Source organism: Bacillus sp. 0209A, assembly GCF_036765095.1.
Taxonomy (GTDB): domain Bacteria; phylum Bacillota; class Bacilli; order Bacillales; family Bacillaceae; genus Bacillus; species Bacillus subtilis_G.
Genome location: NZ_JBAIZV010000003.1, coordinates 799,059 through 826,057, shown reverse-complemented (window position 1 = coordinate 826,057; position 26,999 = coordinate 799,059). Strand labels below are relative to the sequence as shown.

Here is a 26,999-nt window from a genome sequence, read left to right as displayed (position 1 = left end):
TATGAAAAAGAAAGCGTTTTCAAATTTATTGCGTTTTTCTTGCGCAGCTTTAACAGCTGGTGCTGTGATGTTGTCCGCTTTGCCGGCATCAGCCGCTTTTTGGGGAGCATCGAACGAGCTTCTGCATGATCCGACGATGGCAAAGGAAGGAAATACTTGGTATGCCTTCGGGACAGGGCTTGCAGAGGAAAACGGACTTCGTGTACTGAAAGCGGACAGCAACGGGGTATGGAGAGTTCAAAAATCAATTTTCACCAGTCCTTTATCGTGGTGGCGCCAATATGTGCCTAATTTCGAACGAAACCAATGGGCTCCGGATGTGACATACTACAACGGAAAGTACTGGCTTTACTATTCGGTTTCTTCGTTTGGAAGCAATACCTCTTTAATTGGGCTTGCTTCAGCAACTAATCTCAGTTCGGGCAGCTGGAAGGATGAAGGGCTAGTTACTCGGACAACAACTGCAAATAATTATAATGCCATTGATCCTGAATTAACGATTGACAAAGATGGAAACCCTTGGCTTGCATTCGGATCATTTTGGGGCGGAATTAAATTAACGAAATTAAACAAAGATACGATGAAACCAACCGGTTCATTATATTCAATAGCGGCCAGACCAAATAACGGCGGCGCTCTGGAAGCCCCTACATTAACATACCATAATGGCTACTACTATTTAATGGTGTCATTCGATAAATGCTGTCAAGGGATAAATAGTACGTACAAAATTGCTTACGGCAGATCGAAAAATATTACAGGTCCTTATGTAGACAGAAACGGTAAAAGCATGATGGACGGAGGAGGTACGATTCTTGATTCCGGCAATGAACAGTGGAAAGGGCCGGGCGGACAGGATATCGTAAACGGAAACATACTTGTGCGTCATGCTTATGATGCAAAAGACAACGGCATACCAAAGATGTTAATCAATGATTTGAATTGGAGCTCAGGCTGGCCGTCTTATTAAGATAAAGGCAATCGTTCACATCTTATTCTCTTTGTTTAGCCCTGATACATCAGGGCTTTTTCTAATGGAAAGCGGAATCGGAAGGTGAATTGACAGAAAAATCATAGTTTTAAGAACGTATTTTTTCACCTAAAAACCTAGTAACCAATCATTTCTTTTTGTAAAAGAATACAAAAATGATTGACAGTAAATAAACCTACTAATATAATGAAGTTGTTCGTACAAATTAATTGTTAATAGTTTATTTTTTGTTATTAGTCCGTATCTGTTTGGGTAATTGAAAGCGTTTTACTATAGGAAGAAAGGGGCAGATTACATGCTTCAGACAAAGGATTATGAATTCTGGTTTGTAACAGGAAGCCAGCATCTATACGGGGAAGAGACACTGGAACTGGTGGATCAGCATGCGAAAAGCATTTGCGAGGGGCTCAGCGGGGTTTCTTCCAGATATAAAATCACTCACAAGCCTGTCGTCACTTCATCGGAAACCATCAGACAGCTGTTAAGAGAAGCGGAGTACAGTGAGACATGCGCCGGCATCATTACATGGATGCATACATTTTCTCCCGCAAAAATGTGGATAGAAGGTCTTTCTACTTATCAAAAACCGCTTATGCATTTGCATACTCAATATAATCGCGATATCCCTTGGGGTACGATTGACATGGATTTTATGAACAGCAACCAATCCGCACATGGCGATCGTGAGTACGGTTACATCAACTCGCGAATGGGTCTGAGCCGGAAAGTCGTTGCAGGGTACTGGGATGATGAAGAAGTGAAGAAAGAGATTTCCCAGTGGATGGATACAGCGGCTGCATTAAATGAAAGCAGACATATTAAGGTTGCCAGATTCGGAGATAACATGCGTCACGTCGCGGTAACGGACGGAGACAAGGTGGGGGCGCATATTCAATTTGGCTGGCAGGTTGACGGGTATGGCATCGGAGACCTTGTAGAGGTGATGAACCGCATCACCGACGACGAGGTTGACACGCTCTATGCGGAGTATGACAGGCTCTATGTGATCAGCGAGGAAACAAAACGTGACGAAGCAAAGGTAGCGTCCATTAAAGAACAGGCGAAAATTGAACTTGGATTAACCGCTTTTCTTGAACAAGGCGGATACACGGCGTTTACGACATCGTTTGAAGTGCTGCACGGAATGAAACAGCTGCCGGGGCTTGCCGTTCAGCGCCTGATGGAGAGGGGCTACGGATTCGCCGGTGAGGGAGATTGGAAGACGGCGGCTCTTGTACGAATGATGAAAATCATGGCTGAAGGAAAAAGAACGTCCTTCATGGAAGATTATACGTACCATTTTGAACCGGGAAATGAAATGATTCTAGGTTCGCATATGCTTGAAGTGTGTCCGACTGTCGCTTTGGATCAACCGAAAATTGAGGTTCATCCGCTTTCTATCGGGGGAAAAGAGGACCCTGCACGTTTTGTATTTAACGGCATCAGCGGTTCAGCTATTCAAGCAAGCCTTGTTGATATCGGCGGGCGTTTCCGCCTTGTTTTGAATGAAGTTAACGGACAAGAAATTGAAAAAGATATGCCGCATCTGCCAGTGGCCCGTGTTCTCTGGAAGCCGGAGCCATCATTGAAAACAGCGGCGGAGGCATGGATTTTAGCCGGCGGCGCACACCATACCTGCTTGTCTTATGAACTGACAGTGGAGCAAATGCTCGATTGGGCAGAAATGGCGGGAATCGAAAGTGTTCTCATTTCCCGTGATACGACAATTCACAAGCTGAAACACGAATTAAAATGGAACGAGGCGCTTTACCGGCTTCAAAAGTAGGAAGGGGGATGCCACTTGGCTTACACTATAGGAGTTGATTTTGGAACTTTATCAGGAAGAGCGGTGCTCGTTCATGTCGAAACAGGGGAGGAACTGGCGGCTGCTGTAAAAGAATACAGACATGCTGTCATCGATACTGTCCTTCCAAAAACGGGTCATAAGCTGCCGCGGGATTGGGCGCTGCAGGATCCGGCTGATTACCTCGAAGTCTTGGAAACAACCATTCCGTCTTTACTCGAACAGACGGGTGTTGAGCCGAAAGACATTATCGGGATCGGCATTGATTTTACGGCATGTACGATCCTGCCTGTTGACAGTACAGGACAGCCGTTATGCATGCTGCCGGAATATGAAGAGGAGCCGCACAGCTATGTGAAGCTCTGGAAGCATCATGCGGCTCAAAAACATGCTGATCGGCTCAATCAAATCGCGGAAGAAGAAGGAGAAGCTTTTTTACAGCGGTACGGAGGAAAAATTTCATCAGAATGGATGATTCCGAAGGTCATGCAGATTGCTGAAGAAGCGCCTCACATTTATGAAGCGGCTGACCGGATCATCGAGGCTGCAGACTGGATCGTGTACCAGCTGTGCGGCTCGCTCAAGCGAAGTAATTGTACAGCAGGATATAAAGCGATTTGGAGTGAAAAAGCGGGCTATCCGTCGGATGATTTCTTTAACAAATTAAACCCTTTAATGAAAACGATTACAAAGGACAAATTAGCAGGTTCTATTCACTCAGTAGGGGAAAGAGCCGGTGGACTGACTGAAAAAATGGCACAGCTGACAGGCCTTCTTCCAGGGACAGCTGTCGCGGTTGCCAATGTGGACGCTCATGTTTCCGTACCAGCGGTCGGCATCACAGAGCCAGGGAAAATGCTGATGATTATGGGAACCTCGACGTGCCATGTACTTCTAGGCGAAGACGTACATATCGTGCCCGGTATGTGCGGTGTTGTGGACAACGGAATTCTTCCGGGCTACGCGGGCTATGAAGCCGGGCAGTCCTGTGTCGGCGATCATTTTGACTGGTTTGTGAAGACATGTGTCCCGCAAGCGTATCAAAAGGAAGCAGAGGAAAAAAACATTGGCATTCATGAGCTGCTGAGTGAAAAAGCAAACCTTCAAGCGCCGGGTGAAAGCGGATTGCTTGCTTTGGATTGGTGGAATGGAAACCGTTCAACCCTTGTTGATGCTGATTTAACAGGAATGCTGCTTGGCATGACGCTGCTGACAAAGCCTGAAGAGATGTATAGAGCTTTAGTTGAAGCGACAGCTTACGGAACCCGGATGATTATCGAAACGTTCAAAGAAAGCGGGGTTCCGATTGAGGAGCTGTACGCAGCCGGCGGAATTGCTGAGAAAAACCCGTTTGTCATGCAGGTTTATGCGGATGTGACAAATATGGACATTAAAATCTCTGGTTCCCCGCAAGCGCCAGCCCTAGGATCTGCCATTTTCGGCGCGCTTGCCGCAGGTAAAGAAAACGGCGGATACAATGACATCAAAGAGGCAGCGGCGCACATGGGGAAACTGAAAGATATATCTTATACGCCAAACGCCGAAAACGCCGCGGTGTATGAAAAATTGTACGCTGAATATAAAGAACTGGTTCACTACTTCGGAAAAGAAAATCATGTGATGAAGCGTCTGAAAACAATCAAAAATCTTCAATTTTCATCTGCCGCCAAAAAGAATTCATAAAGGGTGATGGAGCATGCTTGAAACATTAAAAAAAGAAGTGCTGGCAGCCAACCTGAAGCTTCAAGAGCATCAGCTGGTAACCTTTACGTGGGGAAATGTCAGCGGCATTGACCGTGAGAAAGAAAGAATTGTCATCAAACCTAGCGGAGTCGAATACAGCGACCTGACAGCTGATGACTTGGTTGTTTTGAACCTTGAAGGAGAGGTCGTCGAAGGCTCGCTCAAGCCTTCTTCAGATACACCTACTCATGTTTATTTGTACAAAGCCTTTCCGAACATCGGGGGAATTGTCCATACCCATTCTCAATGGGCGACAAGCTGGGCGCAATCGGGCAGAGACATACCGCCTTTAGGCACGACACATGCTGATTATTTTGACAGTGCGATTCCATGTACAAGAGAAATGTACGATGAAGAAATCATTCATGACTACGAACTGAATACAGGAAAAGTCATAGCTGAAACCTTTCAGCACCATAACTACGAACAGGTGCCGGGTGTACTCGTGAATAACCACGGACCGTTCTGCTGGGGCACGGACGCTTTAAATGCCATCCATAACGCAGTTGTATTAGAAACGGTTGCCGAAATGGCCTATCACTCCATTATGTTGAACAAGGATGTAACCCCAATCAATACAGTCCTTCATGAAAAGCATTTTTATCGAAAACACGGAGCAAATGCGTATTATGGCCAGTCATGATACGCCTGTGTCACCGGCCGGCATTCTGATTGACTTGGACGGTACTGTATTCAGAGGAAATGAATTGATTGAAGGGGCAAGAGAAGCGATCAGTACGCTTCGGGGAATGGGGAAGAAAATCGTCTTTTTGAGCAATCGGGGGAATATCTCCCGTGCCATGTGCAGAAAAAAACTTCTCGGCGCGGGGATTGAAGCTGATGTAAACGACATTGTTCTGTCGTCAAGCGTCACAGCAGATTTTCTGAAGAAACATTATCGTTTTTCAAAAGTGTGGGTGCTTGGAGAACAAGGCTTGGCAGACGAGCTGAGACTGGCCGGTGTAGAGCACGCGAACGAACCGAAGGAAGCGGATTGGCTGGTGATCTCCCTTCATGAAACACTCACGTACGAAGATTTAAATCTGGCCTTTCAAGCTGCCGCCGGCGGCGCTCGTATCATGGCTACGAACAAAGACCGCTTCTTTCCGAATGAAGACGGCAATGCGATCGATGTGGCCGGTATGATCGGAGCGATAGAGGCTTCCGCTCAAGCAAAAACAGAGCTTGTTGTCGGAAAGCCGTCATGGCTGATGGCGGAGGCTGCCTGTACAGCAATGGGGCTGTCCGCACATGAATGCCTGATTATCGGAGACAGTATTGAATCTGACATTGCGATGGGAAAGCTTTATGGCATGAAAAGCGCCTTAGTGCTTACTGGTTCTGCGAAACCGGGTGAGCAGCGTTTGTACACGCCGGATTATGTGCTGGAATCCATTAAGGATATAACCAAATTGGCTGAGGAGGGGATTCTGTTATGAATCGTATCGCAGCTGACGTTGAGCAAGCTTTTGAACTCGCCGGAGAAAAGGTTTTTCCTATAGAAGTTGAAGAAATTGTTATCGGCAAACAAGCAGCTGATTCGCTATTGGATTATGTAAAAAGAAAAAACAACAAACAGATTGTCCTTGTCTGCGACTCGAATACACATCGCATTGCGGGAATTGATTTGGAAAACCGCCTGCATCAAGAAGGGTTTCAGGCTGAGTGCCTGATCATTCCGGGAAATGAAGCCGGAGATGTGACGGCTGATGAACGATCGCTCATTCATGCGCTGATCCATACGGAAAAAACAACGGATGTTATGATCGCGGTCGGTTCGGGCACGATTCATGATATCGTGCGCTTCGCAGCGTTTCAGAGGGATTTGTCGTTTATTTCCTATCCGACTGCTCCATCTGTAGACGGATTTACGTCAGCCGGGGCGCCGCTTATTTTATACGGAACGAAAACAACCATCCAAACGAAGGCTCCATCCGCGCTGTTCGCTGATCTGGATCTATTAAAAGCGGCACCCCAGTCAATGGTTGCGGCTGGATTTGGCGACATGCTCGGGAAAATCACGTCTTTAGCTGATTGGGAAATATCCCGCCACCTTGCCGGCGAGCCTTATTCTCCAACGGGGGCTAAGATCGTTCAGGAGGCGCTGGAAGCCTGTATCGCACACACAGAAGACATTGCGATGAAAACGGAAACAGGCATACTGGTTTTAATGGAATCTTTAATTGTATCAGGTCTTGTCATGCTGGCTTTAGATCATTCCCGTCCGGCATCAGGCGGAGAGCATCATATTTCCCATTGGATTGAGATGGAATTAATGAAGAAAAACCGGCCTCAAATTCTCCATGGGGCAAAGGTGGGTTGTGCCGCTGTGTTATTAACTGACACATACAGAAAGCTCGCCCAGGATGACGGACTGAACGAATTTTCTCCGCGCCGGCGGCAAGCCATTCAATCGGCTTATGAAACGCTCCCGGAAGGAGAAGTGCTGGCCGATTGGCTGAGATCAGCAGGAGGCCCTGCGTTTTTTGACGAAATCGGTGTCGGGCAGGATTCCGTCAAGAATGCCTTCAGACACGCGCACACATTAAGAGACCGCTGCACCGGATTAAGAATCATCAATGAAAACAAAACGCTGATCAATCATGGTCTATATGAATAGCCCGCACCTCGAATGGAAGGGGTAACGCAAATGAAAAAAATGACTGCCTGTTTTCTTGTGCTCATGATGCTGCTGACATTATTCATTGCTGGGTGTTCAGCAGAAAGATCATCCGGGAAATCGGGTGAAACCGAACTGACCTTTTGGACATTTAATGGACTTCATGAGCAGTTTTATGTGGAAATGGTGAAGGAATGGAACAAAAAATATCCTGACCGCAAAATTAAACTGAATACGGTCGTTTATCCATATGGGCAAATGCACGATAATTTGTCTATCTCCTTAATTGCGGGAGAAGGCGTCCCTGATATTGCCGATGTCGAATTGGCCCGTTTTTCAAACTTTTTAAAGGGCTCTGATATACCGCTTGCCGACCTGACTCCGCTGATTGAAAAGGACCGCGATAAATTCGTTGAGGCGCGGCTTACCTTGTACAGCAAAAACGGCAAGCTTTACGGGCTGGATACGCATGTAGGAACGACAGTGATGTTTTATAACATGGATGTGATGAAAAAAGCCGGCGTCAATCCTGATGATATCAAAACATGGGATGATTACCATAAAGCCGGGCAGAAAGTGCGCAAAGTAACCGGAAGGCCGATGGGGACGGTGGAAACCAATGATTCCGCAACGTTCTTATCCATGATTTCACAGCAAAAATCAGGTTATTTTGATAAAAACGGCAAGCTGATCCTTAATAATGACACCAATGTAAAAACAATTCAATTTTTAAAGGACATGATTAATGATAAAACGATGATTGCCGCACCGGGCGGCGGGCATCACAGTGAAGAATATTACGGCTTTATGAACCAAGGCGGAGCAGCGTCGGTTCTGATGCCGATTTGGTATATGGGAAGATTCATAGATTATATGCCTGATCTGAAAGGGAAGATTGCCATCCGGCCGCTTCCGGCGTGGAAAGAGGGGGGCGACCGTTCGGCAGGTTTGGGCGGTACGGCAACTGTTGTGCCGAAGCAATCTAAGCATGTTGAGTTAGCAAAAGAGTTTTTGGCCTTTGCGAAGGGCTCTAAAGAAGGAAACAAAAAGCTTTGGAGCGTACTCGGGTTTGACCCGCTTCGCTGGGATGTCTGGAGCTCTCAGGAATTGAAGGAGAAAAACAAATACACGGATTACTTCCAAAATGGAACAGGCATTTTTTCTATGCTGCTCGATATCAAGGACGAAATCAATCCGATTTATTTACACGAGGATTTTGCCAAGGCTTCAGACCTTGTCAACAGAAGCGTATTGTTCGACGCACTTAAATCTCAGCAAAAAACGCCTAAGCAAGCCTTGGACAGAGCGGCAGGTGAACTGAAACAGAAATAGAATCCCATTCAAAAAGTGAAAGCGGGGAGGTTCTCATGAAACCTGTGAAAACGGGAACGGTTCATCCCGTTCCCTCAGCTGCGAAACAATCAGGCTGGCGAGATCTATTTTATTCGAAAAAAGCGGCGCCCTATCTGTTTACAGCGCCATTCGTTTTATCCTTTCTCGTATTTTTTTTATACCCCATCATTAGCGTCTTCATCATGAGCTTTCAAAGAATATTGCCGGGAGAGGTGACGTTTGTCGGATTGTCGAATTACACTGCACTAAACAATCCGACGTTCTATACTGCCCTTTGGAATACACTGGAATACACCTTTTGGACACTGATTGTGCTGATTCCAGTCCCATTGCTGCTGGCCATATTCCTGAATTCAAAGCTGGTCAAATTCAGAAATATATTCAAATCAGCACTATTCATTCCGGCATTGACTTCCACCATTGTGGCGGGGATCATTTTTCGGCTGATCTTCGGGGAAATGGAAACGTCGCTGGCCAATTCCATCTTACTCAAACTCGGCTTTTCACCTCAGAACTGGATGAACAATGAACATACCGGCATGTTTTTAATGGTGCTGCTTGCTTCGTGGAGATGGATGGGAATCAACATCCTTTACTTTTTGGCCGGTTTGCAAAATGTGCCGAAAGAGCTGTACGAAGCCGCCGATATTGACGGCGCGAATACGATGAAAAAATTCCGGCACATTACGCTGCCGTTTCTCAAGCCTGTAACGGTTTATGTGCTAACCATCAGTATCATCGGCGGATTCAGGATGTTTGAGGAAAGCTACGTCCTTTGGCAAAATAATTCCCCGGGTAATATCGGCTTGACGCTTGTCGGATATTTGTACCAGCAAGGGCTTGCCTACAACGAAATGGGATACGGAGCGGCCATCGGCATTGTGCTTTTGATTGTGATACTTGTTGTCAGCCTGATTTCGTTAAAGCTGTCAGGCTCGTTTAAGGGGGAGGGATAAATGTTGCGGCACAGTCCTCAGTACAGCGTTTACAAAATCGCGCTTACCCTGTTTTTTATCATGCTGAGCCTATTGTATATTTTTCCGATTTTCTGTTTGCTTTTAGGATCATTAAAGCCGTCATCTGAGCTTTTGCGTGTAGGGCTGAATGTTGATATTGATCCAAAAGTGATGAGTTTAGATAACTACACATTTCTGTTTAATGGCGGCAGCATTTATTTTAAATGGTTTTTTAACAGTCTTGTGCTTGGGGTTTTCACGACCGTGCTCACTCTGTTTTTTTCATCGATGATTGGGTACGGACTTGCGGTTTACGAGTTTAAGGGCAGGAATATCATCTTTGTTCTTGTGCTGATTATTATGATGGTTCCGCTTGAAGTAATGATGCTTCCGTTGTTTAAGCTGACCGTCGGATTGCACTTGATCGATTCGTATACGGGTGTCATCCTGCCATTCATCGTTTCGCCGGTAGCTGTTTTCTTTTTCAGGCAGTATGCCCTCGGTCTTCCAAAAGATCTGCTGGACTCTGCAAGGATGGACGGCTGTACGGAATTCGGGATCTTTTTCCGGATTATGGCGCCGCTGATGAAACCGGCTTTCGGCGCGATGATTATCCTCCAGTCCTTAAACAGCTGGAACAACTTCTTATGGCCGTTGATTGTGCTTCGTTCGAAAGAAATGTTTACGCTTCCAATTGGGCTGTCCAGCTTGCTGAGCCCTTACGGAAACAACTATGACATGCTCATATCCGGCTCAGTATTTGCAATTTTGCCAGTTATTATCATTTTCTTATTTTTCCAAAAATACTTTATCTCCGGCCTAACGGTAGGAGGAGTCAAAGGTTAATAGAGGAGGAAACGTGTGATGAAAAAAGCGCGAATGATTGTAGACAAAGAATATAAAATCGGTGAAGTAGACAAGCGGATTTACGGCTCGTTTATCGAACATATGGGGCGAGCGGTATATGAAGGCATATATGAGCCTGACCACCCTGAAGCAGATAAAGACGGGTTTAGAAAGGATGTCCAGTCGCTGATCAAAGAATTGCAGGTTCCGCTTATCCGCTATCCGGGCGGAAACTTTTTATCCGGATATAACTGGGAGGACGGTGTCGGACCTGTCGAAAACCGCCCGAGACGGCTTGACTTGGCATGGCAAACGACAGAAACGAATGAAGTGGGAACAAATGAATTTTTATCTTGGGCAAAAAAGGTGAACACTGAGGTCAACATGGCCGTCAACCTTGGCACAAGAGGCATAGATGCCGCCCGCAATCTCGTTGAATACTGTAACCACCCGAAAGGCTCTTACTGGAGTGATTTAAGAAGATCGCATGGCTATGAACAGCCGTACGGCATCAAGACATGGTGCTTAGGAAACGAAATGGATGGCCCGTGGCAGATCGGCCATAAAACAGCTGACGAATACGGACGGCTTGCCGCAGAGACTGCAAAGGTCATGAAGTGGGTTGATCCAACAATTGAACTTGTTGCCTGCGGCAGTTCAAACAGCGGCATGCCGACCTTTATCGATTGGGAAGCGAAGGTGCTGGAGCATACGTACGAGCATGTCGACTATATCTCTCTCCATACGTATTACGGAAACCGGGATAACAATCTGCCAAACTACTTGGCCCGTTCCATGGATCTTGATCATTTTATTAAATCTGTCGCTGCAACCTGTGACTATGTAAAAGCAAAAACCCGCAGCAAGAAAACAATCAATCTCTCTCTGGATGAATGGAACGTCTGGTATCACTCAAATGAGGCGGATAAAAAAGTCGAGCCTTGGATTACTGCGCGTCCGATTTTAGAGGATATTTATAATTTTGAAGATGCTTTATTGGTCGGCTCTCTGCTTATTACGATGCTGCAGCACGCAGACCGTGTGAAAATCGCGTGCCTTGCACAGCTTGTAAATGTCATCGCGCCGATTATGACGGAAAAAGGCGGGGAAGCATGGAGACAGCCAATCTTCTATCCATACATGCATGCTTCTGTTTACGGAAGAGGCGAGTCACTGAAGCCGCTTATTTCTTCTCCGAAGTACGACTGCTCAGATTTTACTGATGTGCCATATGTTGATGCCGCTGTTGTGTATGCCGAAGAGGAAGAAACACTCACGATTTTTGCGGTAAACAAAGCTGAAGATCAGATGGAGACGGAGATTTCGCTCAGAGGCTTTGAATCCTTCCAAATCGCAGAGCACATTGTACTCGAGCATCAGGATATCAAAGCGACAAACCAGCAAAACAGAAAAAATGTCGTCCCGCATTCCAACGGAACATCATCTGTCAGCGAAAACGGCTTAACCGCGCATTTCACGCCGCTTTCCTGGAATGTGATCCGCTTGAAAAAACAGTCATAAAGTGAAACATTAGCCGGAGATCGCTCTCCGGTTTTTCTTTTTTTTGGAGGTAGATATGATTCAGTACCTTGTAATGTTCAGTAGTGAATGTTACTATATGCATAAATGGTGGAAAATATAAACAAAATTAACGAGCTTCGGGGAGGATTTTATGATGAATGCTCAATTCAAAAAGGGAGCATTAGAGCTATGTGTGCTTGTATTCATATCTGAAAAAGACCAATACGGATATGAGCTTTCTCAAAACATTTCCAGGCACATGGCGATTGCTGAAGGCACCTTATATCCTCTTCTAAGAAGACTGACGAAAGAAGAGTATTTAGAAACATATATGGCGCCGTCTTCCGAAGGTCCTGCCAGAAAATACTATACGATGTCAAAGCTTGGTTCCATGCGAATGAAACTGCTGCTGGCAGAATGGGATCAGTTCACAGCATCTGTCAATCAAATCATCGACGTGGCAAGGGGAGGAGAACAATGAATCAAGAACTGTTTTTGCAGGAGTTAAGTAAAGCGTTAATGCCGCTTTCAGAAGAAGAGCGGAATGAGATCTTATTTGATTTTGAAGAACATATGACCGAAGGGATGAAAGAAGGCGGCTGGAAGCGGACATCATCAGGGAACTCGGTTCTCCAAAACAAATTGCAAAGGAATTGATGCAAGATGTCACGGAAACTGCTCCAGCAGAGCAACGCCCTAAAAAGAATCTTTTTCACATGGCATGTTCAGCAGCAGCGATAAGCTTCTTAAATATGATTTTCGTTCTGGGACCGGCTATTGGCATTTTAGGAGTGTACGTGGGGTTATGCGGGGCGGCGCTTGCACTTTCTGTGTCACCGATCATTTTTATCGGCATGTTGATGTTTCAAACGAATACGCACATGATGCTGGAGTTCTTTTTATCACTCGTGTTTGGCAGTCTGGGGCTGCTATCTTGTATAGGGCTGTCGCATTTAGGAAAGCTGCTGTATGGCATGGGTTTACGATATATCAAATATAATCTAAAGCTGGTGACGGGGGCGCGGACATGAAAAAAATCATAATAGGATTAATCGCAGTATTTGCAGTCGGGGTCATCGGAGCTGTCATCACTGCAGCTGCTTCTGATTTTACAAGAGACGAGGTGACAGCTGCTGAAACATATTCTGCCACAGATATTAAAAAAATTGAGGTAACAACGAGCTCGATGAATGCAGAGGTCAAAATTGGGCAAACGGATGATATTCAGGTAGCGGCTGAAGGGAAAGTCAGTGATAAAAGCAAAAAGCTGTTCGATGTGAGCCAAGATGGCAAGTCATTAAAAATCAATCACCGAGAATATCATCTCTTTTATACCGTGGGACAGCGAAAAGGATATGAAAATCACAATCATTATTCCGGAAAAGAAGTATGGTGAGTTAACGGTAACGACAACCTCTGGGGATATTCTCATTGAAAATGTGCACGCGGATCAAACTGCTGTTGACTCTACATCAGGAAATATTGAGCTGAAGCATGCACGCATCGAAAACGAGTTGACGCTAAAAACAACGAGCGGAGATATTCAAGAAAACCAAAATTCATTCGGCCAAGGTGTGGTAAAGACAACAAGTGGATTAATAGAAAGCAGCCGCACAACAGCTGGAAAGGTGAATTATAAGACAACCTCCGGAGATATTGACCTTCTACAGGAGAGTCAGAACAAAGAAGTTGACATCGTCACAACGAGCGGAAGTGTGTCCGTAGAATATCAGAAAGAACCTGCAACCTTAGCAATGGATTGTCAGACTGACTCAGGTGAGACGTCAGTCAACCTAGATCAAATTATGTATCAAGAAAAATCAGAGAAGCGCATTACAGGATATATAGGTGATAACGAAACCTCTAATCATTTAAACATTCGCACAACCTCTGGAGACATTGAACTAAACTAACTGCGACGAGCCGGCCAATTCCAGCCGGCTTTTCTGTATAGGAAAAAATGACCGCTTATCACCATGAAATTATGATATATTTATGAAAAACAGCAAAGGGGATGAGAGAAAATGAATGCGGTTACAATTGTGATAGCGTCAATGTGCATTTTGGCTATTGCCTATCGTTTATACGGAACATTTATGATGGTGAAGGTTCTCAAAGTGAATGATGACAAGCCGACGCCTGCTCACGCGCTTGAGGATGGAAAAGATTATGTGCCTACAAATAAATGGGTCTCTTTTGGCCACCATTTTGCAGCGATCGCAGCGGCCGGGCCGCTGGTCGGACCGATTTTGGCGGCGCAGTTCGGCTATTTGCCGGGGTTATTATGGCTGTTAATCGGGGCGGTAATAGGGGGAGCCGTCCATGATCTTGTTGTGCTGTTTGCATCAATGCGCAAAAATGGAAAGTCGCTGTCAGAAGTGGCGAAGGATGAGCTTGGCCCTGTTGCCGGATTTTGCACGGGACTGTCTATGCTTTTTATTATCACGATTACGATGGCGGGGCTGTCGATGGTTGTGCTGCACGCGCTTGAACGCAATCCGTGGGGCACATTTGCGGTAGGAATTACAATTCCGATTGCGATGGGCGTGGGCTTATTTTATAAGAAAACGGGAAATTTAAAGCTTGCGTCAACGATCGGTTTTCTCTTTTTAATGGCGGGAGTCTTTATCGGCCCATGGGTGCAGACTACTGCGCTCGGTGACTTTTTATCGCTAGAAACGAAAACGCTTGCAATTGCACTTCCTATTTATGCGTTTTTTGCAGCGGCGCTTCCCGTTTGGCTCCTTCTCGCACCGCGTGATTATTTAAGCAGCTTTATGAAAATCGGTGTGTTTATCGCTTTGATTGCCGGGGTATTTGTCGTCAATCCGTCCATCCCGTTTCCTGCGTTTACAGAATTCGTAAAAGGGGGCGGGCCGGTGCTGGCAGGACCCGTCTGGCCGTTCATTTCAATTACTATCGCCTGCGGTGCGATCTCGGGATTTCACGCCTTTGTCGGTTCAGGTACGACCCCGAAAATGCTGAATAAATGGAGTGATATGAAGCCGGTTGCGTTTGGCGCAATGCTTGTCGAGTGTCTTGTCGGCATTATGGCGCTGATTGCAGCGACCGCCTTGCAGCCTGCTGATTACTTTGCGATTAACAGCACGCCTGAGGTTTTCCGTACGCTCGGCATGAATGTCGTCCATTTGCCTGAATTGAGCAGGGAAATCGGTTTGGACTTAGAAGGAAGAACAGGGGGAGCCGTTACGCTTGCGGTGGGAATGACTTATATTTTTACCGGAATGCCGTTTTTCAGCCATTTGGCCTCATACTTTTTCCAATTTGTCATTATGTTTGAAGCCGTATTTATTTTAACAGCGATTGACGCCGGCACACGTGTTGCCCGTTATCTGATTCAGGATTTCTTCGGAGAGGTGTATAAACCGCTGAAGAAAACAGACTGGATTCCGGGATCTGTATTTGCCAGCGCGCTCGCCTGCCTGATGTGGGGCTATCTGCTGTATTCAGGGGATATCGGTTCCATTTGGGCGCTGTTTGGCGTGTCCAATCAGCTGATGGCTTCAGTGGGGCTGATTATTGGAGCGACCATCGTGCTGAAAATCGCCGATAAACGCCGTTACATTCTGACCTGCCTTATCCCGCTTGCCTATTTATATGTCACTGTCAATTATGCGGGCTATTGGATGGTGCGCAATGTGTATTTCAATCCTGAAGCAGCAGGCTACAGTGTATTGAATGGCGTACTATCGATCATCATGCTGCTGTTAGGCTTCATCATTATCGTGGCGGCTGTGAAAAAATGGGCGCAGATGTGGAGAGATCCGGGCTTAAGGATGGAAGCATCTATACCGGGATAGAAGGACTAATGAAATGTTGAGGAGGATTGGCAATGAAATTATCAATGAAATATCTTATTCTATACGTATCGGACAGCAAGCAGGCTATTCATTTTTATCAGGATATTTTAGGACTGCCGATTCGTGCTGAGCACGGCACGTATGTCGAATTTGAAACAGGCTCTGCGATATTGGCGCTTAATACGCGAGAAAGCGCCAGAGAAATCACGCCGCTAGACATTCCAGATACATCTGCTTCGAACACATTTGAAATTGGTTTTGTCACTGAAAACGTAGAAGCGGTTATCAAAAGGGTAAGAGAACAGGGGGTCACAATTATTGGGGAGCCGAAAGTGAAGCCATGGGGGCAGACGGTTGCCTATATCTCCGACCCGGATGGACATTATATTGAAATTTGCAGTCCGATAGAATAATGCACAAAAGCCCAAAACAATTTCTGTTTTGGGCTTTCTTATGATGTTTGGTGTCCAGTCGCTTCCAGCAGCAAATCAGCCAGGTGAACGGCTTTGACTTTACCGTTTAGTCCTTCACGTTCAATGCCCAGCTTCATCTGCAGCAGGCAGCCGGGATTTGCTGTCACAATGACGATTGCTTCGCTCGCTTTGACGGCAGCCATTTTACTGTCCAGTATTTTCATAGACATCTCAGCTTCCACGATGTTATAAATTCCCGCTGATCCGCAGCAGCTATCCGCTTTATCCATTTCTCTGAATTCGGTCCCCTTGATGCTTTGAAGAAGTTGGCGTGGCTCAAGCGACGTATGCATCACATTTCTTAGATGGCATGAATCTTGATAGGTAATGACCTGCGGCATCTCGAGCGCTAAGTCCATTTGATGAAAATCGAGTTCAACCAAAACGGACGAAAAATCTTTTAGTTTCTGAACAAATGCAGCGGATCGCTCCGACCACTCGGGGTCATCCTTCAGCAAATGATCATATTCAGTGAGAAAGGCTCCGCATCCCCCTGCGTTTGTAATGACAGCTTCGACGTCTAACGCTTCGAAGGCAGCGATATTTTGTTTCGCGAGCTCTTTCCCCGCGTTTTTTTCCCCGCTGTGCCCATGCAGCGCGCCGCAGCAAGCCTGGTCAGGCGGGATGACAATGTCGCAGCCCGCCAGCTGCAGCAGCTTCAGTGTGGCATTGTTGGTCGGTAAAAACATGGTATCCATTAAGCAGCCCGAAAAAAAGGCGACCCGTTTTTTCATGGGGCCAATTGACGGCAGCAAACGCGGCCGATGCTTCATTTCTTTGTTTTTAGGAATATCAGGAAGAACGGCTTCCATCGTCCGCAAATGCTCAGGCAGGACGCGAAGCATACCGGTTTTGCGAACAGCGGTTTGCAGTCCAGACCGCTGATACAAACCGATAAGGCTGACAGCTGAGCGCATGCGGTTTTGATGCGGAAACAGCTCCTGAAAAGCGGCTTTTCGCAAGACACGAGCGCCGAGCGAGTGTTTTTTATTTTGGTGGATAATATCTTTGGCTTCCTCAAGCAGCTGTCCGTATTTCACGCCTGACGGGCATACAGGTTCACAGGCGCGACAGCCTAGGCAAAGTGACAGCGAACGCTCGACATCTTCATCGGGTTCAATCATACCGTCGGCTACGGCTTTCATTAAGGCGATGCGCCCGCGCGGAGAGTGAGTTTCCTGAAATCCCGATTCGATATAGGTCGGGCAAGAAGGAAGACAGAAGCCGCAGCGCATACAATTCAAAAGCTCGCCTTCATCCATGCGCTCTTTGAATTCATCTTGGATCTGGTTCATTTCTTTTTCTGTTGTCATCTTTTCGTCACCACACGTTTTCTGCAGTCTTTCGCGAACACTTTGCCCGGATTTAATATGTTCCGGGGATCAAATGCCGCTTTCATCGCTTTCATCGCGGCAATGCCCTCTTTTTTCAGCTTCATCTCCAAGTAAGGCGCTTTCATGGCCCCGACCCCGTGCTCTCCGGTTATCGTGCCGCCAAGTTCAATCGCTTTCTCAAAAATCTCGGCAAAAGCCTGTTCGACACGCTCCATCTCATCCTCATTTCTTATGTCAGTCGTACATGTCGGGTGAAGGTTTCCATCTCCCGCGTGGCCGAAGGTGCAAATAGAAAGCCCATATTTAGCGGCAATATCATTAATGGCTTTTACCATATTGGCGATTTCTGAGCGAGGAACGGTCGCGTCCTCTAAAATCGTCGTCGGCTTGAGGCGGGCAAGGGCAGAAAGTGCAGAACGCCGGGCTTCAGTCAGGGCAAATGCTTCCTCCTCGGTTTGGGCGGTCTGAACGGAAACAGCGTCGCCTTTTTTGCAGATCGCCTCAATCTTTTCCATATCCCGTGCAACGGTTTCAAGCGGTCCGTCTTGCTCAATTAACAGAACCGCCTTTGCATTTGTCGGAAGTCCGATTTTAGCATAATCCTCAATGACTAAAAGTGTGGGCTGGTCAAGAAATTCAAGCGTGGCGGGTATGATTTTTGCGGCAATGATATCTGATACCGTTTGAGCAGCGGCATCGATATTTTCATAAAGGGCAAGCAGCGTCTTCTTCGTTTCCGGCTTTGGAACGAGTTTGACGATTGCCTCTGTCACAATGCCAAGTGTTCCTTCTGAACCGACAAAAAGACGTGTGAGATCGTATCCGGCCACATCCTTTGCGAGCTTTCCGCCGGTGCGGATGATGTCTCCGTTTGCGAGCACCGCCTCCAGTCCAATGACATAGTCGCGGGTGACGCCGTATTTTAATCCGCGGAGCCCGCCGGAATTTTCATTGATGTTTCCGCCCATTGTTGATATTTTCATAGAACTCGGATCAGGCGGATAAAACAAACCTTTGCTTTCAACCGCGCGGGTCATATCTAATGTAATGACGCCCGGCTGGACTGTGGCGGTCAAATTTTCTTCATCAATCTCAAGAATCCGGTTCATATGCTTAAAGAGAAGAACAAGTCCGCCTTCAGTCGGGCACGTGCCGCCGCATAGGTTTGTTCCTGATCCTCTTGGAACGATCGGCACTCGATGATCGTTGCAAATCATTAAAATTCGTGATACTTCATTTGTGCTCCTCGGAGCAATCACGGCATCAGGCATAGACTGAAACTGCGGCGTCGCATCATACGAATAGACGAGACGGCCGGCATTCGAGTCATCATAGTTTTCCTTGCCGACGATTTGGACCAGCTGTTCTTTTACATCTTTGGTGATCATTTCACCCATCCCCCTGTCAAAACGCTTTCAATCTATTGTAAAAGAAAAAAAGCAACGTTTTCTATGGAGAAACATACAAAAAATGAAACTGAAACACTCTCTATTTTATATCTTGATCTAAAAAATAGAGTGCAACATATATCGTGACGATATCCTCTGTGCAGTCAAAACGCAAACCCGTCAGCTGTTCAGCCTTAGACAGGCGATAACGCAATGTATTGATGTGAATATGCATGTCTTCAGCGGTTTGTTTCAAAGACAAATCGTGATGAAAGAAAGTCCGTATCGTATTCATAAGCTCGTGATGCTGAAGCGCCTCCCGGAATACTCTTTGCGGAAATTCATTTCGGGTGCCCGGGCTGATCTCAGTCAGGCACATATCAAGCTTCAGATCCTCTTCGAAGATGGGCGTTTTTCGCTTAAGGCTGACAGCCAGCGCTTTTTCAGCCTGCGCGTAGGAGTCTGTCAGGCTGGAGCTTGCGACAGCCCTTCCGGCGCCAGCTGCAACACAGCTGTTTGCAGTATGAACAAATGAACAAATGTGAAGGAGCTGCCGCAAAAGCTGATCCCTTTGTTCATGCTTTTGCACTTCGTGATTAATCAGAATCCGTTCATTTCCCCACCTGATGAACAAGTCAGAAGAGTACGCGGATTTCCAGATATGTGCCATTTGCTCAATGTCATAAGATGACCACTCATATCCTTGAATGAGAATCATTTGGCGCCGGGAGGAAAGATCAACACCGAGAAGCTGGGCTTTCTCAAGAAAACCGGGAGACCACTCTTTTAATTGCAGCCAATCGACCGTAAAGGACTCCAGCATTCTCTCCCGCCACTGGGATTGCTCTAAATGCCGCGATTCCTTAATGAACAGCTCTGTCATTTTTCGAAGCAGCTCCCCGTAAGGCTGAATCTCAGCAGGCTCACCTGTAAGCCCGAAGACGGCGATTACATCCCGGTCGGAAAATACAGGAAGATTCAGGCCTGCCTTTACTCCTTTTAATTTTTTTTCATCTTCTACTGTAATAATGACATTCCGTTTCTCTTTTGCGCAGATGAGCGCTCCTTCATGAAATCGTCCCACACGCTCATCATTTGTGCTAGCCATAATGAGTCCGTCTGTATTCACAATAATGACTTCACGTTCATACATTTTCTTGACTTCGGCAATAATTTTTTTCGCTAATAACGGCTGTAAAAACATGGCGATCCCCCTCATCATGTTTTTATTATATAAGAAAAAAACCGGGCGCTGTCACCCGGTTTCATCTCTTATTCGGCGGGTTTTAATCCGCCTTCAAGCGTTTTTAGCATTTCGTTTTTCTCACTTTCGGATGCATGCTGCCAAATGACTTCGAATAAAACGCCGAGCCCCGGAAGCATTTTTTCTTCACCGCTTTGAATCGCATCCACAATTGTATGCTCAAGCTGATCCTGATTATTGCCGGTAACATTGGCAATGACGGCATGACGCAAATTAAGATCCATGTGAAACGCTCCTTTTCCTAAAATGTAATACGCATATTCTAACCCTGCACCTGGTTTATTATGTGCTGTTCTTGCGATATAATAACATCATGTTAAAAAAAGGAGAGCCACACAGACAGTGAAACAAATAGAATCGGCAAAAAACCAAAAAGTGAAGGATTGGAAAAAGCTTCACACGAAAAAAGAACGAACAAAAACGAATACATTCCTCATAGAGGGAGAACATCTTGTTGAAGAGGCGCTGAAGAGCGAGGGCACGGTGAAAGAAATTCTTGTAAAGGATGAAACGAAAATTCCGTCAGCTCTTGATATGAGCATCCAGTGCTATGTGCTGAGTGAAGATGCGTTTGCAGCTGTTACTGAAACAGAAACGCCGCAGCAGATTGCCGCTGTGTGCCATATGCCTGAAGAAAAACTGGCGTTGCCTCAGCGTGTGCTGCTGATTGATGCTGTTCAAGATCCGGGAAACCTCGGAACAATGATTCGGACGGCTGATGCGGCCGGTTTAGATGCGGTTGTGCTTGGTGACGGCACGGCTGACGCATTTAACGGAAAAACGCTTCGATCCGCGCAAGGGTCTCATTTTCATATTCCTGTTATAAGAAGAAATCTGCATACATACGTGGATGAGTTGAAGGTAAAGGGCGTAAAAGTGTACGGCACGGCGCTGCAAAACGGGGCGCCTTACCGGGAAATACATCAGTCTGAATCCTTCGCGCTTCTTGTAGGAAATGAAGGAGCAGGGGTCGATGCCGCCCTGCTGGAAAAAACGGATTTGAACCTGTACGTGCCGCTTTATGGACAAGCTGAATCACTGAACGTTGCGATTGCGGCTGCCATCCTTGTGTACCACTTGCGAGGATAGTGTTGCGCCAAGCGATGGATTTATCTATAATAGAACATAATATTTGAAAAACCGTGACAGAGGACCTCAATTTCTGATCAACTGCTTTCCAGGGAGAAAATGCCGCTGACTGAGAGCATTTTTAAACGCAGCCGGAAATGGGCTTCACCTCTTGAGTTGTCGCCGGGACCGCGTACACTGCGCGTAAAGGTGAACCGGAATCTGATTCCGTTATGTCAATGAAGCTGACGACAGCATCAGTCTGTCTGAAATAAGGGTGGTACCGCGGCCACAACTCGTCCCTTGTATAAGGGGCGGGTTTTTTTGTTTTCCAAAGACATATGACGGTTTGTTTACATAAAAGGAGGATGCAAAATGGAAGAAAAGCTGAAACAGCTGGAACAAGAAGCTTTAGAACAAGTAGAAGCGACAAGCTCATTAAAGGTTGTCAATGATATTCGGGTGCAATATCTCGGAAAAAAAGGGCCGATCACAGAAGTGCTGCGCGGAATGGGCAAACTTTCTGCTGAGGAACGTCCGAAAATGGGCGCGCTCGCGAACGAAGTAAGAGAGCGTATCGCCAATGCGATTGCTGTCAAAAACGAGAAGCTTGAAGAAGAGGAAATGAAGCAGAAGCTCGCAGGACAGACAATCGACGTCACGCTGCCGGGCAACCCTGTCGCAGTCGGCGGCCGCCATCCGCTCACTATTGTCATTGAAGAAATTGAAGATTTATTTATCGGTATGGGCTACACAGTCGAGGAAGGACCTGAAGTTGAAACAGATTATTACAACTTCGAATCGCTCAACCTGCCGAAAGAACACCCTGCGCGCGATATGCAGGACAGTTTTTACATCACAGAGGAAATGCTGATGAGAACGCAAACGTCTCCCGTTCAAACACGGACGATGGAAAAGCATGAAGGCAAAGGGCCCGTTAAAATCATTTGCCCGGGTAAAGTTTACCGCCGTGATAATGATGATGCGACACACTCCCACCAATTTATGCAAATTGAAGGGCTTGTCGTTGACAAAAACATCAGCATGAGTGATTTAAAAGGAACGCTTGAACTCGTTGCGAAAAAAATGTTCGGGCAAGACCGCGAAATCAGACTTCGCCCAAGCTTCTTCCCATTTACTGAGCCTTCAGTAGAAGTGGACGTGACATGCTTTAAATGCGGAGGAAACGGCTGCTCAGTCTGTAAAGGAACAGGCTGGATCGAAATCCTCGGCGCCGGCATGGTTCACCCGAACGTGCTGAGCATGGCTGGCTTTGATCCGAAGGAATATCAGGGCTTCGCATTCGGAATGGGGGTTGAGCGCATCGCGATGCTGAAATACGGCATTGATGATATCCGCCACTTCTATACAAACGATGTCAGATTTATTTCGCAGTTTAAACAGGCGTAAGAGGAGGATGCTAGGATGTTTGTTTCTTATAAATGGTTAGAGGATTATGTTGATATAAAAGGCATGGACCCGGCTGTTCTTGCTGAGAAAATTACAAGAGCAGGTATTGAGGTTGAAGGAATTGAATACAAAGGAGAAGGCGTCAAAGGCGTTGTCATCGGCCATGTGCTGGAGCGCGAGCAGCATCCGAATGCTGATAAGCTGAATAAGTGCCTTGTGGATATCGGAGCGGAAGCACCTGTACAGATCATTTGCGGCGCGCCGAATGTGGATAAAGGACAAAAAGTCGCAGTTGCAACAGTCGGAGCGATGCTGCCGGGCAATTTCAAAATCAAAAAAGCAAAGCTTCGCGGTGAAGAATCTAACGGCATGATCTGTTCTTTGCAGGAGCTTGGTATTGAAAGCAAACTTGTGGCACAGGAGTATGCGGAAGGCATTTTCGTATTCCCGAATGACGCACAAACAGGAAGCGATGCCTTAGCGGCGTTACAGCTTGATGATGCGATTCTTGAGCTTGGTTTAACGCCAAACCGCGCGGATGCAATGAACATGCTTGGTGTTGCTTACGAGGTTGCGGCAATTTTAGACACAGAGGTAAAACTTCCGCAAACGGATTATCCGGCTGCTTCAGAACAAGCGTCTGATTACATCGCTGTCAAAGTCGAAGATCAAGAAGTGAACCCGCTGTACACTGCAAAAATCATTAAAAACGTCACGATTGCTCCGTCACCGCTTTGGATGCAGACGAAGCTGATGAACGCAGGCATTCGCCCGCACAACAACGTCGTTGACATCACAAACTTTGTCCTGCTTGAATACGGCCAGCCGCTTCACGCGTTTGATTATGACAAATTCGGGTCCAAAGAAGTCGTAGTAAGAAAAGCAGCTGAAAATGAAACAATCGTAACCCTTGATGATCAAGAACGTAAGATGTCTGCTGATCAACTTGTCATTACAAACGGAACGAAAGCGCAGGCCGTTGCCGGTGTGATGGGAGGAGCAAAGTCAGAGGTTCAGGAAGATACAAAAACGATTTTGCTTGAGGCTGCGTACTTCAACGGGCAGACGGTTCGCAAGGCTTCCAAAGACCTTGGATTGAGAAGTGAATCAAGCGTAAGGTTTGAAAAAGGCATTGATCCGGCGCGCGTACGTCTTGCGGCAGAACGGGCTGCACAGCTGATCCATTTATATGCCGGCGGTGAAGTGCTTGCTGGAACGGTTGAGAAAGATCATCTGACAATCGAAGCAAATAACATTCACATATCAGCCGACAAAGTGAGCAGCGTTCTCGGCATGACAATCAGCAAAGAAGAACTGATCAGCATTTACAACCGTCTGGGCTTTACTGTCGGTGAAGCGAATGAACTTCTCGTTGTGACAGTTCCATCACGTCGCGGCGACATTAAAATCGAAGAGGATTTAATAGAAGAAGCGGCAAGACTGTACGGCTACGATAACATTCCTTCTGCGCTTCCTGAGACAGAGGGAACAACAGGCGGGTTAACGCCATATCAAGTAAAACGCCGTAAAGTCAGACGTTTCCTTGAAGGCGCGGGCTTATCACAAGCCATCACTTACTCACTGACAAATGAGAAGAAAGCGGCAGCGTTTGCGATTGAAAAATCATTGAACACTGTGCTTGCGCTTCCGATGAGCGAAGAAAGAAGCATTCTCAGACACAGCCTTGTTCCGAATCTGCTTGACTCTGTTTCTTATAACTTGGCGAGACAGACTGACTCAGTAGCGCTGTACGAAGTCGGCTCCGTTTTCCTGACAAAAGAAGAGGACACAAAACCTGTTGAAACAGAACGCGTAGCGGGAGCTGTTACCGGATTATGGCGCAAGCATCTGTGGCAAGGCGAGAAAAAACCGGTTGATTTCTTCGTCGTCAAAGGAATTGTGGAAGGACTGTTAGACAAACTGAAGGTCCTTGACTGCATTGAATTTGTTCAATCTGAACGCAAACAGCTGCACCCCGGCAGAACAGCGAACATTCTATTGAATGGTTCTCTTATCGGCTTCATCGGCCAAGTCCATCCTTCATTGGAAAAAGAACTGGATATCAAAGAGACATACGTCTTTGAGCTTGATCTACATGCGCTGCTTACAGCGGAAACAGCGCCGCTTATCTACACAGCGATTCCAAAATATCCGTCTGTGACACGTGATATCGCGCTTGTCACAGAAAAATCCGTCACAAGCGGCCAGCTCGAGAGCGTCATTAAAGAGGCTGGCGGCAAGCTTCTGAAAGACGTATCCGTCTTTGATGTATACGAAGGCGAGCATATGGAGGAAGGGAAAAAGTCAGTCGCTTTCTCACTCCAGTATGTAAATCCTGAACAAACGCTGACAGAAGAAGAAGTGACAAAAGCGCACAGCAAAGTGCTGAAAGCGTTGGAAGACACGTATCAGGCTGTTTTGAGAGGCTAATAAAAAGCTTGCAGATTTCTCTGCAAGCTTTTTTCTATGAACGTTTTTTATCAGCAAGGCGCTGCGCTTTCTGTGTATTGGCAAAATGGAATTTTGTAAAGGTTCTGAGAGCGGAGCCCCCTTTTTTAAGGATCAGCTTGGCAGCCGCTTCATCGACATGCGGACCGGCCCCTTTTGGAAGTGTCATTCCTGCCTCGCGTGACAGTTTATCCATTTCCATTAAAAACGAATATCTCGCAATGATGGAAGCGGCTGCAACTGACAAGTGAATGCCTTCAGCTTTCGTGCTGAAATAGGTCCGCTCCTTCACAATGTCTCTGCCCTTTAAATGATTGAAGTAGACACCGGGCTCAGCAAATTGGTCAATCAAAATGGCTTCAGGCTTTACCCCGTCCATTTTTCTTAACAAATGGGTGATGGCTTGATTGTGCAGCAAAGCTTTCATTTTCCCTTGGCTCATGCCTTTTTCCTGCATGCTGTTGTACTTTTCATTCTTTAACACCAGCAGGCTGTACGGAATGGTTTTGATTAGATTTCGGGCGATCTCAATGATTTGCGGATCCTTTAAGTCTTTTGAATCCTTAACACCGAGTTCCTTCATTAAAGGGAGCATTGTTTTGTCAATGTACGCGCAAACAACCGTCATCGGGCCAAAGTAATCTCCGGTTCCCACCTCGTCAGAGCCGATAACAGACATCCCGGCGATATTTGCCGGAGGGGCATAACGGGGATCGGGCGGCTTTTTGGCCGTTTTCTTCTTTTCCTGCGGCTCCGCTGTTCCCCAGCGCGCGGATTCTGCCGCTGCGTTTTTGCCTTGAAACAAGACCTTGCCGGATTGATATGCTGTAATGGTACAGCCTGGCGGTTTCGCCTGAAAAACGGCTCCCTGCGGAACAGAGGCAGTAAGCGAACCGCTGTACGTCATTTTCATTTGATTAATCGCAGACAACGATACTTTTATCACAGAATGGGACACGTAATAATCTCCTTTTTTTACACTTTTCGCTGTATCTACCAGTGTATCATAACAGCGGGAGGCTCGTCTTTCCATTCATTTAATAAACGTGTTATGATAAGTACTAGGATTCTCACGGAATGGAGGAGAAACGTTGTCTGACGGCAAAAAAACAAAAACAACCGTTGACATTTACGGCCAGCACTTCACGATGATCGGTGAAGAAAGCAAAGCCCATATGAGGTATGTCGCCGGAATTGTTGATGATAAAATGAGAGAAATCAATAAACAAAATCCATACCTTGATATAAATAAACTTGCAGTGCTGACAGCGGTAAATGTGGTGCACGATTATGTCAAATTACAAGAGAAATATGAGGAACTGGAGCGTCAGCTTAAAGAAAAGGATTGAACAACTATGCTGGATATCATCATCTTAATCTTGCTCCTGATGGGGACTTTACTGGGGTTAAAACGCGGTTTTATTCTTCAGTTTATCCGCCTGACGAGCTTTATTTTATCGATCGCCTTTGCGGCTTTATTCTATAAAAATGTGGCGCCGCATTTAAAGTGGATTCCTGCACCCGACTTCTCAGCAGGACAGCCGGCACTTTCTTTTTTTACGGGAAATTTAGAAGCGGCCTACTATAATGCGATTGCGTTTATTGTTTTATTTATCATCGCTAAAATCTTACTGAGAACCCTCGGGTCATTTCTGAGTATTGTCGCCGGCATTCCGGTGATCAAACAAATTAACCAGGTGCTGGGCGCCGTTCTCGGTTTTCTAGAAGTCTATTTATTTACATTTGTGCTGCTGTATGTCGCATCCGTGCTTCCGGTAGATGCTTTACAGCAAATGATGGGGCAATCGTCTCTCGCAAATGTGATCATTAACCATACACCGTATTTGTCAGGGCTCCTGCAAGAGCTGTGGACACAGTACGGGGCATAAAAAACTTCTCTTGTCCGGAGAAGTTTTTTTCGAGTATGATGGAAACATATGTGAACGTCTGGGGGTTATT

27 protein-coding genes and 2 pseudogenes are annotated in these 26,999 nt (G+C 46.4%); 23 read left to right on the top strand and 6 right to left on the bottom strand.

The window, feature by feature from the left end:
• Position 1: 1 nt before the first annotated feature.
• The 18 genes and pseudogenes from V6D44_RS15130 (at position 2) to V6D44_RS15050 (ending at position 16,068) form a co-directional block, all read left to right on the top strand.
• On the top strand, positions 2–970 hold the full coding sequence (locus V6D44_RS15130; RefSeq protein ID WP_087992463.1) for a glycoside hydrolase family 43 protein: 969 nt from the start codon (positions 2–4) through the stop codon (positions 968–970).
• Positions 971–1,286: 316 nt separating this feature from the next.
• Complete coding sequence (gene araA, locus V6D44_RS15125; RefSeq protein WP_333516671.1) at positions 1,287–2,777, top strand: L-arabinose isomerase; 1,491 nt, start codon at positions 1,287–1,289, stop codon at positions 2,775–2,777.
• 15 nt (positions 2,778–2,792) lie between these two features.
• Positions 2,793–4,478 (top strand): ribulokinase, encoded by a 1,686-nt coding sequence (gene araB / locus V6D44_RS15120; RefSeq protein ID WP_087992394.1) that lies wholly within the window; start codon positions 2,793–2,795, stop codon positions 4,476–4,478.
• A gap of 13 nt (positions 4,479–4,491) precedes the next feature.
• Positions 4,492–5,181 (top strand): L-ribulose-5-phosphate 4-epimerase, encoded by a 690-nt coding sequence (araD, locus tag V6D44_RS15115; protein ID WP_187957039.1) that lies wholly within the window; start codon positions 4,492–4,494, stop codon positions 5,179–5,181.
• Entirely contained in the window at positions 5,159–5,977 is an 819-nt protein-coding gene (locus tag V6D44_RS15110; protein ID WP_333516670.1) for an HAD-IIA family hydrolase, read from the top strand. Before araD ends, V6D44_RS15110 begins: the two co-directional genes overlap by 23 nt.
• Complete coding sequence (egsA, locus tag V6D44_RS15105; protein ID WP_087992391.1) at positions 5,974–7,158, top strand: sn-glycerol-1-phosphate dehydrogenase; 1,185 nt, start codon at positions 5,974–5,976, stop codon at positions 7,156–7,158. The genes V6D44_RS15110 and egsA overlap by 4 nt, the downstream gene beginning before the upstream one ends.
• A gap of 30 nt (positions 7,159–7,188) precedes the next feature.
• Entirely contained in the window at positions 7,189–8,490 is a 1,302-nt protein-coding gene (locus tag V6D44_RS15100; RefSeq protein WP_202326968.1) for an ABC transporter substrate-binding protein, read from the top strand.
• A 35-nt stretch (positions 8,491–8,525) separates the two neighbouring features.
• Positions 8,526–9,467, top strand: coding sequence for a carbohydrate ABC transporter permease (locus V6D44_RS15095; RefSeq protein WP_087992389.1), 942 nt, complete (start codon positions 8,526–8,528; stop codon positions 9,465–9,467).
• Positions 9,468–10,313, top strand: coding sequence for an arabinose ABC transporter permease AraQ (gene araQ / locus V6D44_RS15090; protein WP_202326970.1), 846 nt, complete (start codon positions 9,468–9,470; stop codon positions 10,311–10,313).
• A gap of 18 nt (positions 10,314–10,331) precedes the next feature.
• Positions 10,332–11,834 carry an alpha-L-arabinofuranosidase AbfA gene (gene abfA, locus V6D44_RS15085; RefSeq protein ID WP_333516669.1) on the top strand — a complete coding sequence of 501 codons (1,503 nt, stop codon included), beginning with the start codon at positions 10,332–10,334 and terminating at the stop codon, positions 11,832–11,834.
• A gap of 154 nt (positions 11,835–11,988) precedes the next feature.
• Positions 11,989–12,315 carry a PadR family transcriptional regulator gene (locus tag V6D44_RS15080; RefSeq protein WP_176365293.1) on the top strand — a complete coding sequence of 109 codons (327 nt, stop codon included), beginning with the start codon at positions 11,989–11,991 and terminating at the stop codon, positions 12,313–12,315.
• Positions 12,312–12,491 carry an HAAS signaling domain-containing protein gene (locus V6D44_RS21160; RefSeq protein ID WP_437124935.1) on the top strand — a complete coding sequence of 60 codons (180 nt, stop codon included), beginning with the start codon at positions 12,312–12,314 and terminating at the stop codon, positions 12,489–12,491. Before V6D44_RS15080 ends, V6D44_RS21160 begins: the two co-directional genes overlap by 4 nt.
• A gap of 59 nt (positions 12,492–12,550) precedes the next feature.
• Positions 12,551–12,865 carry a hypothetical protein gene (locus V6D44_RS21155; RefSeq protein WP_437124934.1) on the top strand — a complete coding sequence of 105 codons (315 nt, stop codon included), beginning with the start codon at positions 12,551–12,553 and terminating at the stop codon, positions 12,863–12,865.
• Positions 12,862–13,230 (top strand): hypothetical protein, encoded by a 369-nt coding sequence (locus tag V6D44_RS15070; protein WP_333516668.1) that lies wholly within the window; start codon positions 12,862–12,864, stop codon positions 13,228–13,230. The genes V6D44_RS21155 and V6D44_RS15070 overlap by 4 nt, the downstream gene beginning before the upstream one ends.
• Positions 13,190–13,747, top strand: coding sequence for a DUF4097 family beta strand repeat-containing protein (locus V6D44_RS15065; protein WP_333516667.1), 558 nt, complete (start codon positions 13,190–13,192; stop codon positions 13,745–13,747). The genes V6D44_RS15070 and V6D44_RS15065 overlap by 41 nt, the downstream gene beginning before the upstream one ends.
• A 111-nt stretch (positions 13,748–13,858) precedes the next feature.
• Positions 13,859–15,655, top strand: coding sequence for a carbon starvation protein CstA (gene cstA / locus V6D44_RS15060; protein WP_333516666.1), 1,797 nt, complete (start codon positions 13,859–13,861; stop codon positions 15,653–15,655).
• Positions 15,598–15,785, top strand: a pseudogene (locus tag V6D44_RS15055) (hypothetical protein). The gene cstA and the pseudogene V6D44_RS15055 overlap by 58 nt, the downstream one beginning before the upstream one ends.
• A complete protein-coding gene (locus V6D44_RS15050) occupies positions 15,700–16,068 on the top strand; it encodes a VOC family protein (protein ID WP_333516683.1) in 369 nt (122 codons plus the stop codon). The pseudogene V6D44_RS15055 and the gene V6D44_RS15050 overlap by 86 nt, the downstream one beginning before the upstream one ends.
• 38 nt (positions 16,069–16,106) lie before the next feature.
• Here the strand turns inward: V6D44_RS15050 and V6D44_RS15045 are convergent, their stop codons facing one another.
• From V6D44_RS15045 to sspI, 4 genes are all read right to left on the bottom strand, one after another.
• The gene (locus V6D44_RS15045) at positions 16,107–17,441 is read right to left on the bottom strand and encodes a (Fe-S)-binding protein (RefSeq protein WP_333516665.1); all 1,335 of its coding nucleotides are present in this window, start codon (positions 17,439–17,441) and stop codon (positions 16,107–16,109) included.
• Positions 17,438–18,850, bottom strand: a complete 1,413-nt coding sequence (gene glcD, locus V6D44_RS15040; protein ID WP_202326976.1) for a glycolate oxidase subunit GlcD — start codon at positions 18,848–18,850, stop codon at positions 17,438–17,440. The genes V6D44_RS15045 and glcD overlap by 4 nt, the downstream gene beginning before the upstream one ends.
• Before the next feature lie 100 nt (positions 18,851–18,950).
• Positions 18,951–20,054: a CdaR family transcriptional regulator gene (locus V6D44_RS15035; protein WP_202326978.1), complete on the bottom strand. Its 1,104-nt coding sequence runs from the start codon at positions 20,052–20,054 to the stop codon at positions 18,951–18,953.
• A 68-nt stretch (positions 20,055–20,122) separates the two neighbouring features.
• Positions 20,123–20,338, bottom strand: coding sequence for a small acid-soluble spore protein SspI (gene sspI, locus V6D44_RS15030; protein ID WP_087992379.1), 216 nt, complete (start codon positions 20,336–20,338; stop codon positions 20,123–20,125).
• A gap of 118 nt (positions 20,339–20,456) precedes the next feature.
• On the opposite strand from sspI, the gene V6D44_RS15025 reads away from it, so the two are divergent.
• Positions 20,457–21,203, top strand: coding sequence for a TrmH family RNA methyltransferase (locus V6D44_RS15025; protein ID WP_087992378.1), 747 nt, complete (start codon positions 20,457–20,459; stop codon positions 21,201–21,203).
• 66 nt (positions 21,204–21,269) lie between these two features.
• Here V6D44_RS15025 and V6D44_RS15020 read toward each other — a convergent pair.
• A pseudogene (locus V6D44_RS15020) lies at positions 21,270–21,477 on the bottom strand (hypothetical protein).
• An 80-nt stretch (positions 21,478–21,557) separates the two neighbouring features.
• On the opposite strand from V6D44_RS15020, the gene pheS reads away from it, so the two are divergent.
• Both pheS and pheT read left to right on the top strand, forming a co-directional pair.
• Complete coding sequence (pheS, locus tag V6D44_RS15015; RefSeq protein ID WP_087992377.1) at positions 21,558–22,592, top strand: phenylalanine--tRNA ligase subunit alpha; 1,035 nt, start codon at positions 21,558–21,560, stop codon at positions 22,590–22,592.
• Positions 22,593–22,607: 15 nt separating this feature from the next.
• Positions 22,608–25,022 carry a phenylalanine--tRNA ligase subunit beta gene (gene pheT / locus V6D44_RS15010; RefSeq protein ID WP_333516664.1) on the top strand — a complete coding sequence of 805 codons (2,415 nt, stop codon included), beginning with the start codon at positions 22,608–22,610 and terminating at the stop codon, positions 25,020–25,022.
• Between the two features lie 34 nt (positions 25,023–25,056).
• Here pheT and rnhC read toward each other — a convergent pair whose 3' ends face one another.
• The gene (gene rnhC, locus V6D44_RS15005) at positions 25,057–25,998 is read right to left on the bottom strand and encodes a ribonuclease HIII (RefSeq protein ID WP_202326981.1); all 942 of its coding nucleotides are present in this window, start codon (positions 25,996–25,998) and stop codon (positions 25,057–25,059) included.
• A 133-nt stretch (positions 25,999–26,131) separates the two neighbouring features.
• Here rnhC and zapA point away from each other — a divergent pair, with 133 nt between their 5' ends.
• Both zapA and V6D44_RS14995 read left to right on the top strand, forming a co-directional pair.
• Entirely contained in the window at positions 26,132–26,389 is a 258-nt protein-coding gene (zapA, locus tag V6D44_RS15000; protein WP_087992374.1) for a cell division protein ZapA, read from the top strand.
• A gap of 6 nt (positions 26,390–26,395) precedes the next feature.
• A complete protein-coding gene (locus V6D44_RS14995; protein ID WP_087992373.1) occupies positions 26,396–26,929 on the top strand; it encodes a CvpA family protein in 534 nt (177 codons plus the stop codon).
• The last annotated feature ends 70 nt before the right edge of the window (positions 26,930–26,999 follow it).

Excerpts from the sequence above, each read along its gene's own strand:
- V6D44_RS15130 (WP_087992463.1), top strand. The coding sequence starts at position 2 with ATGAAAAAGAAAGCGTTTTCAAATTTATTGCGTTTTTCTTGCGCAGCT.
- cstA (WP_333516666.1), top strand. The coding sequence starts at position 13,859 with ATGAATGCGGTTACAATTGTGATAGCGTCAATGTGCATTTTGGCTATT.
- pheT (WP_333516664.1), top strand. The coding sequence starts at position 22,608 with ATGTTTGTTTCTTATAAATGGTTAGAGGATTATGTTGATATAAAAGGC.
- V6D44_RS15100 (WP_202326968.1), top strand. The coding sequence starts at position 7,189 with ATGAAAAAAATGACTGCCTGTTTTCTTGTGCTCATGATGCTGCTGACA.
- V6D44_RS15045 (WP_333516665.1), bottom strand. The coding sequence starts at position 17,441 with ATGACAACAGAAAAAGAAATGAACCAGATCCAAGATGAATTCAAAGAG.
- sspI (WP_087992379.1), bottom strand. The coding sequence starts at position 20,338 with ATGGATCTTAATTTGCGTCATGCCGTCATTGCCAATGTTACCGGCAAT.
- V6D44_RS15110 (WP_333516670.1), top strand. The coding sequence starts at position 5,159 with ATGCGTATTATGGCCAGTCATGATACGCCTGTGTCACCGGCCGGCATT.
- araD (WP_187957039.1), top strand. The coding sequence starts at position 4,492 with ATGCTTGAAACATTAAAAAAAGAAGTGCTGGCAGCCAACCTGAAGCTT.
- araQ (WP_202326970.1), top strand. The coding sequence starts at position 9,468 with ATGTTGCGGCACAGTCCTCAGTACAGCGTTTACAAAATCGCGCTTACC.
- V6D44_RS15065 (WP_333516667.1), top strand. The coding sequence starts at position 13,190 with ATGAAAATCACAATCATTATTCCGGAAAAGAAGTATGGTGAGTTAACG.
- V6D44_RS21155 (WP_437124934.1), top strand. The coding sequence starts at position 12,551 with ATGGCATGTTCAGCAGCAGCGATAAGCTTCTTAAATATGATTTTCGTT.
- V6D44_RS14995 (WP_087992373.1), top strand. The coding sequence starts at position 26,396 with ATGCTGGATATCATCATCTTAATCTTGCTCCTGATGGGGACTTTACTG.
- V6D44_RS15080 (WP_176365293.1), top strand. The coding sequence starts at position 11,989 with ATGAATGCTCAATTCAAAAAGGGAGCATTAGAGCTATGTGTGCTTGTA.
- V6D44_RS21160 (WP_437124935.1), top strand. The coding sequence starts at position 12,312 with ATGAATCAAGAACTGTTTTTGCAGGAGTTAAGTAAAGCGTTAATGCCG.
- egsA (WP_087992391.1), top strand. The coding sequence starts at position 5,974 with ATGAATCGTATCGCAGCTGACGTTGAGCAAGCTTTTGAACTCGCCGGA.
- V6D44_RS15035 (WP_202326978.1), bottom strand. The coding sequence starts at position 20,054 with ATGTTTTTACAGCCGTTATTAGCGAAAAAAATTATTGCCGAAGTCAAG.
- abfA (WP_333516669.1), top strand. The coding sequence starts at position 10,332 with ATGAAAAAAGCGCGAATGATTGTAGACAAAGAATATAAAATCGGTGAA.
- pheS (WP_087992377.1), top strand. The coding sequence starts at position 21,558 with ATGGAAGAAAAGCTGAAACAGCTGGAACAAGAAGCTTTAGAACAAGTA.
- V6D44_RS15050 (WP_333516683.1), top strand. The coding sequence starts at position 15,700 with ATGAAATATCTTATTCTATACGTATCGGACAGCAAGCAGGCTATTCAT.
- V6D44_RS15095 (WP_087992389.1), top strand. The coding sequence starts at position 8,526 with ATGAAACCTGTGAAAACGGGAACGGTTCATCCCGTTCCCTCAGCTGCG.
- V6D44_RS15070 (WP_333516668.1), top strand. The coding sequence starts at position 12,862 with ATGAAAAAAATCATAATAGGATTAATCGCAGTATTTGCAGTCGGGGTC.
- glcD (WP_202326976.1), bottom strand. The coding sequence starts at position 18,850 with ATGATCACCAAAGATGTAAAAGAACAGCTGGTCCAAATCGTCGGCAAG.
- araA (WP_333516671.1), top strand. The coding sequence starts at position 1,287 with ATGCTTCAGACAAAGGATTATGAATTCTGGTTTGTAACAGGAAGCCAG.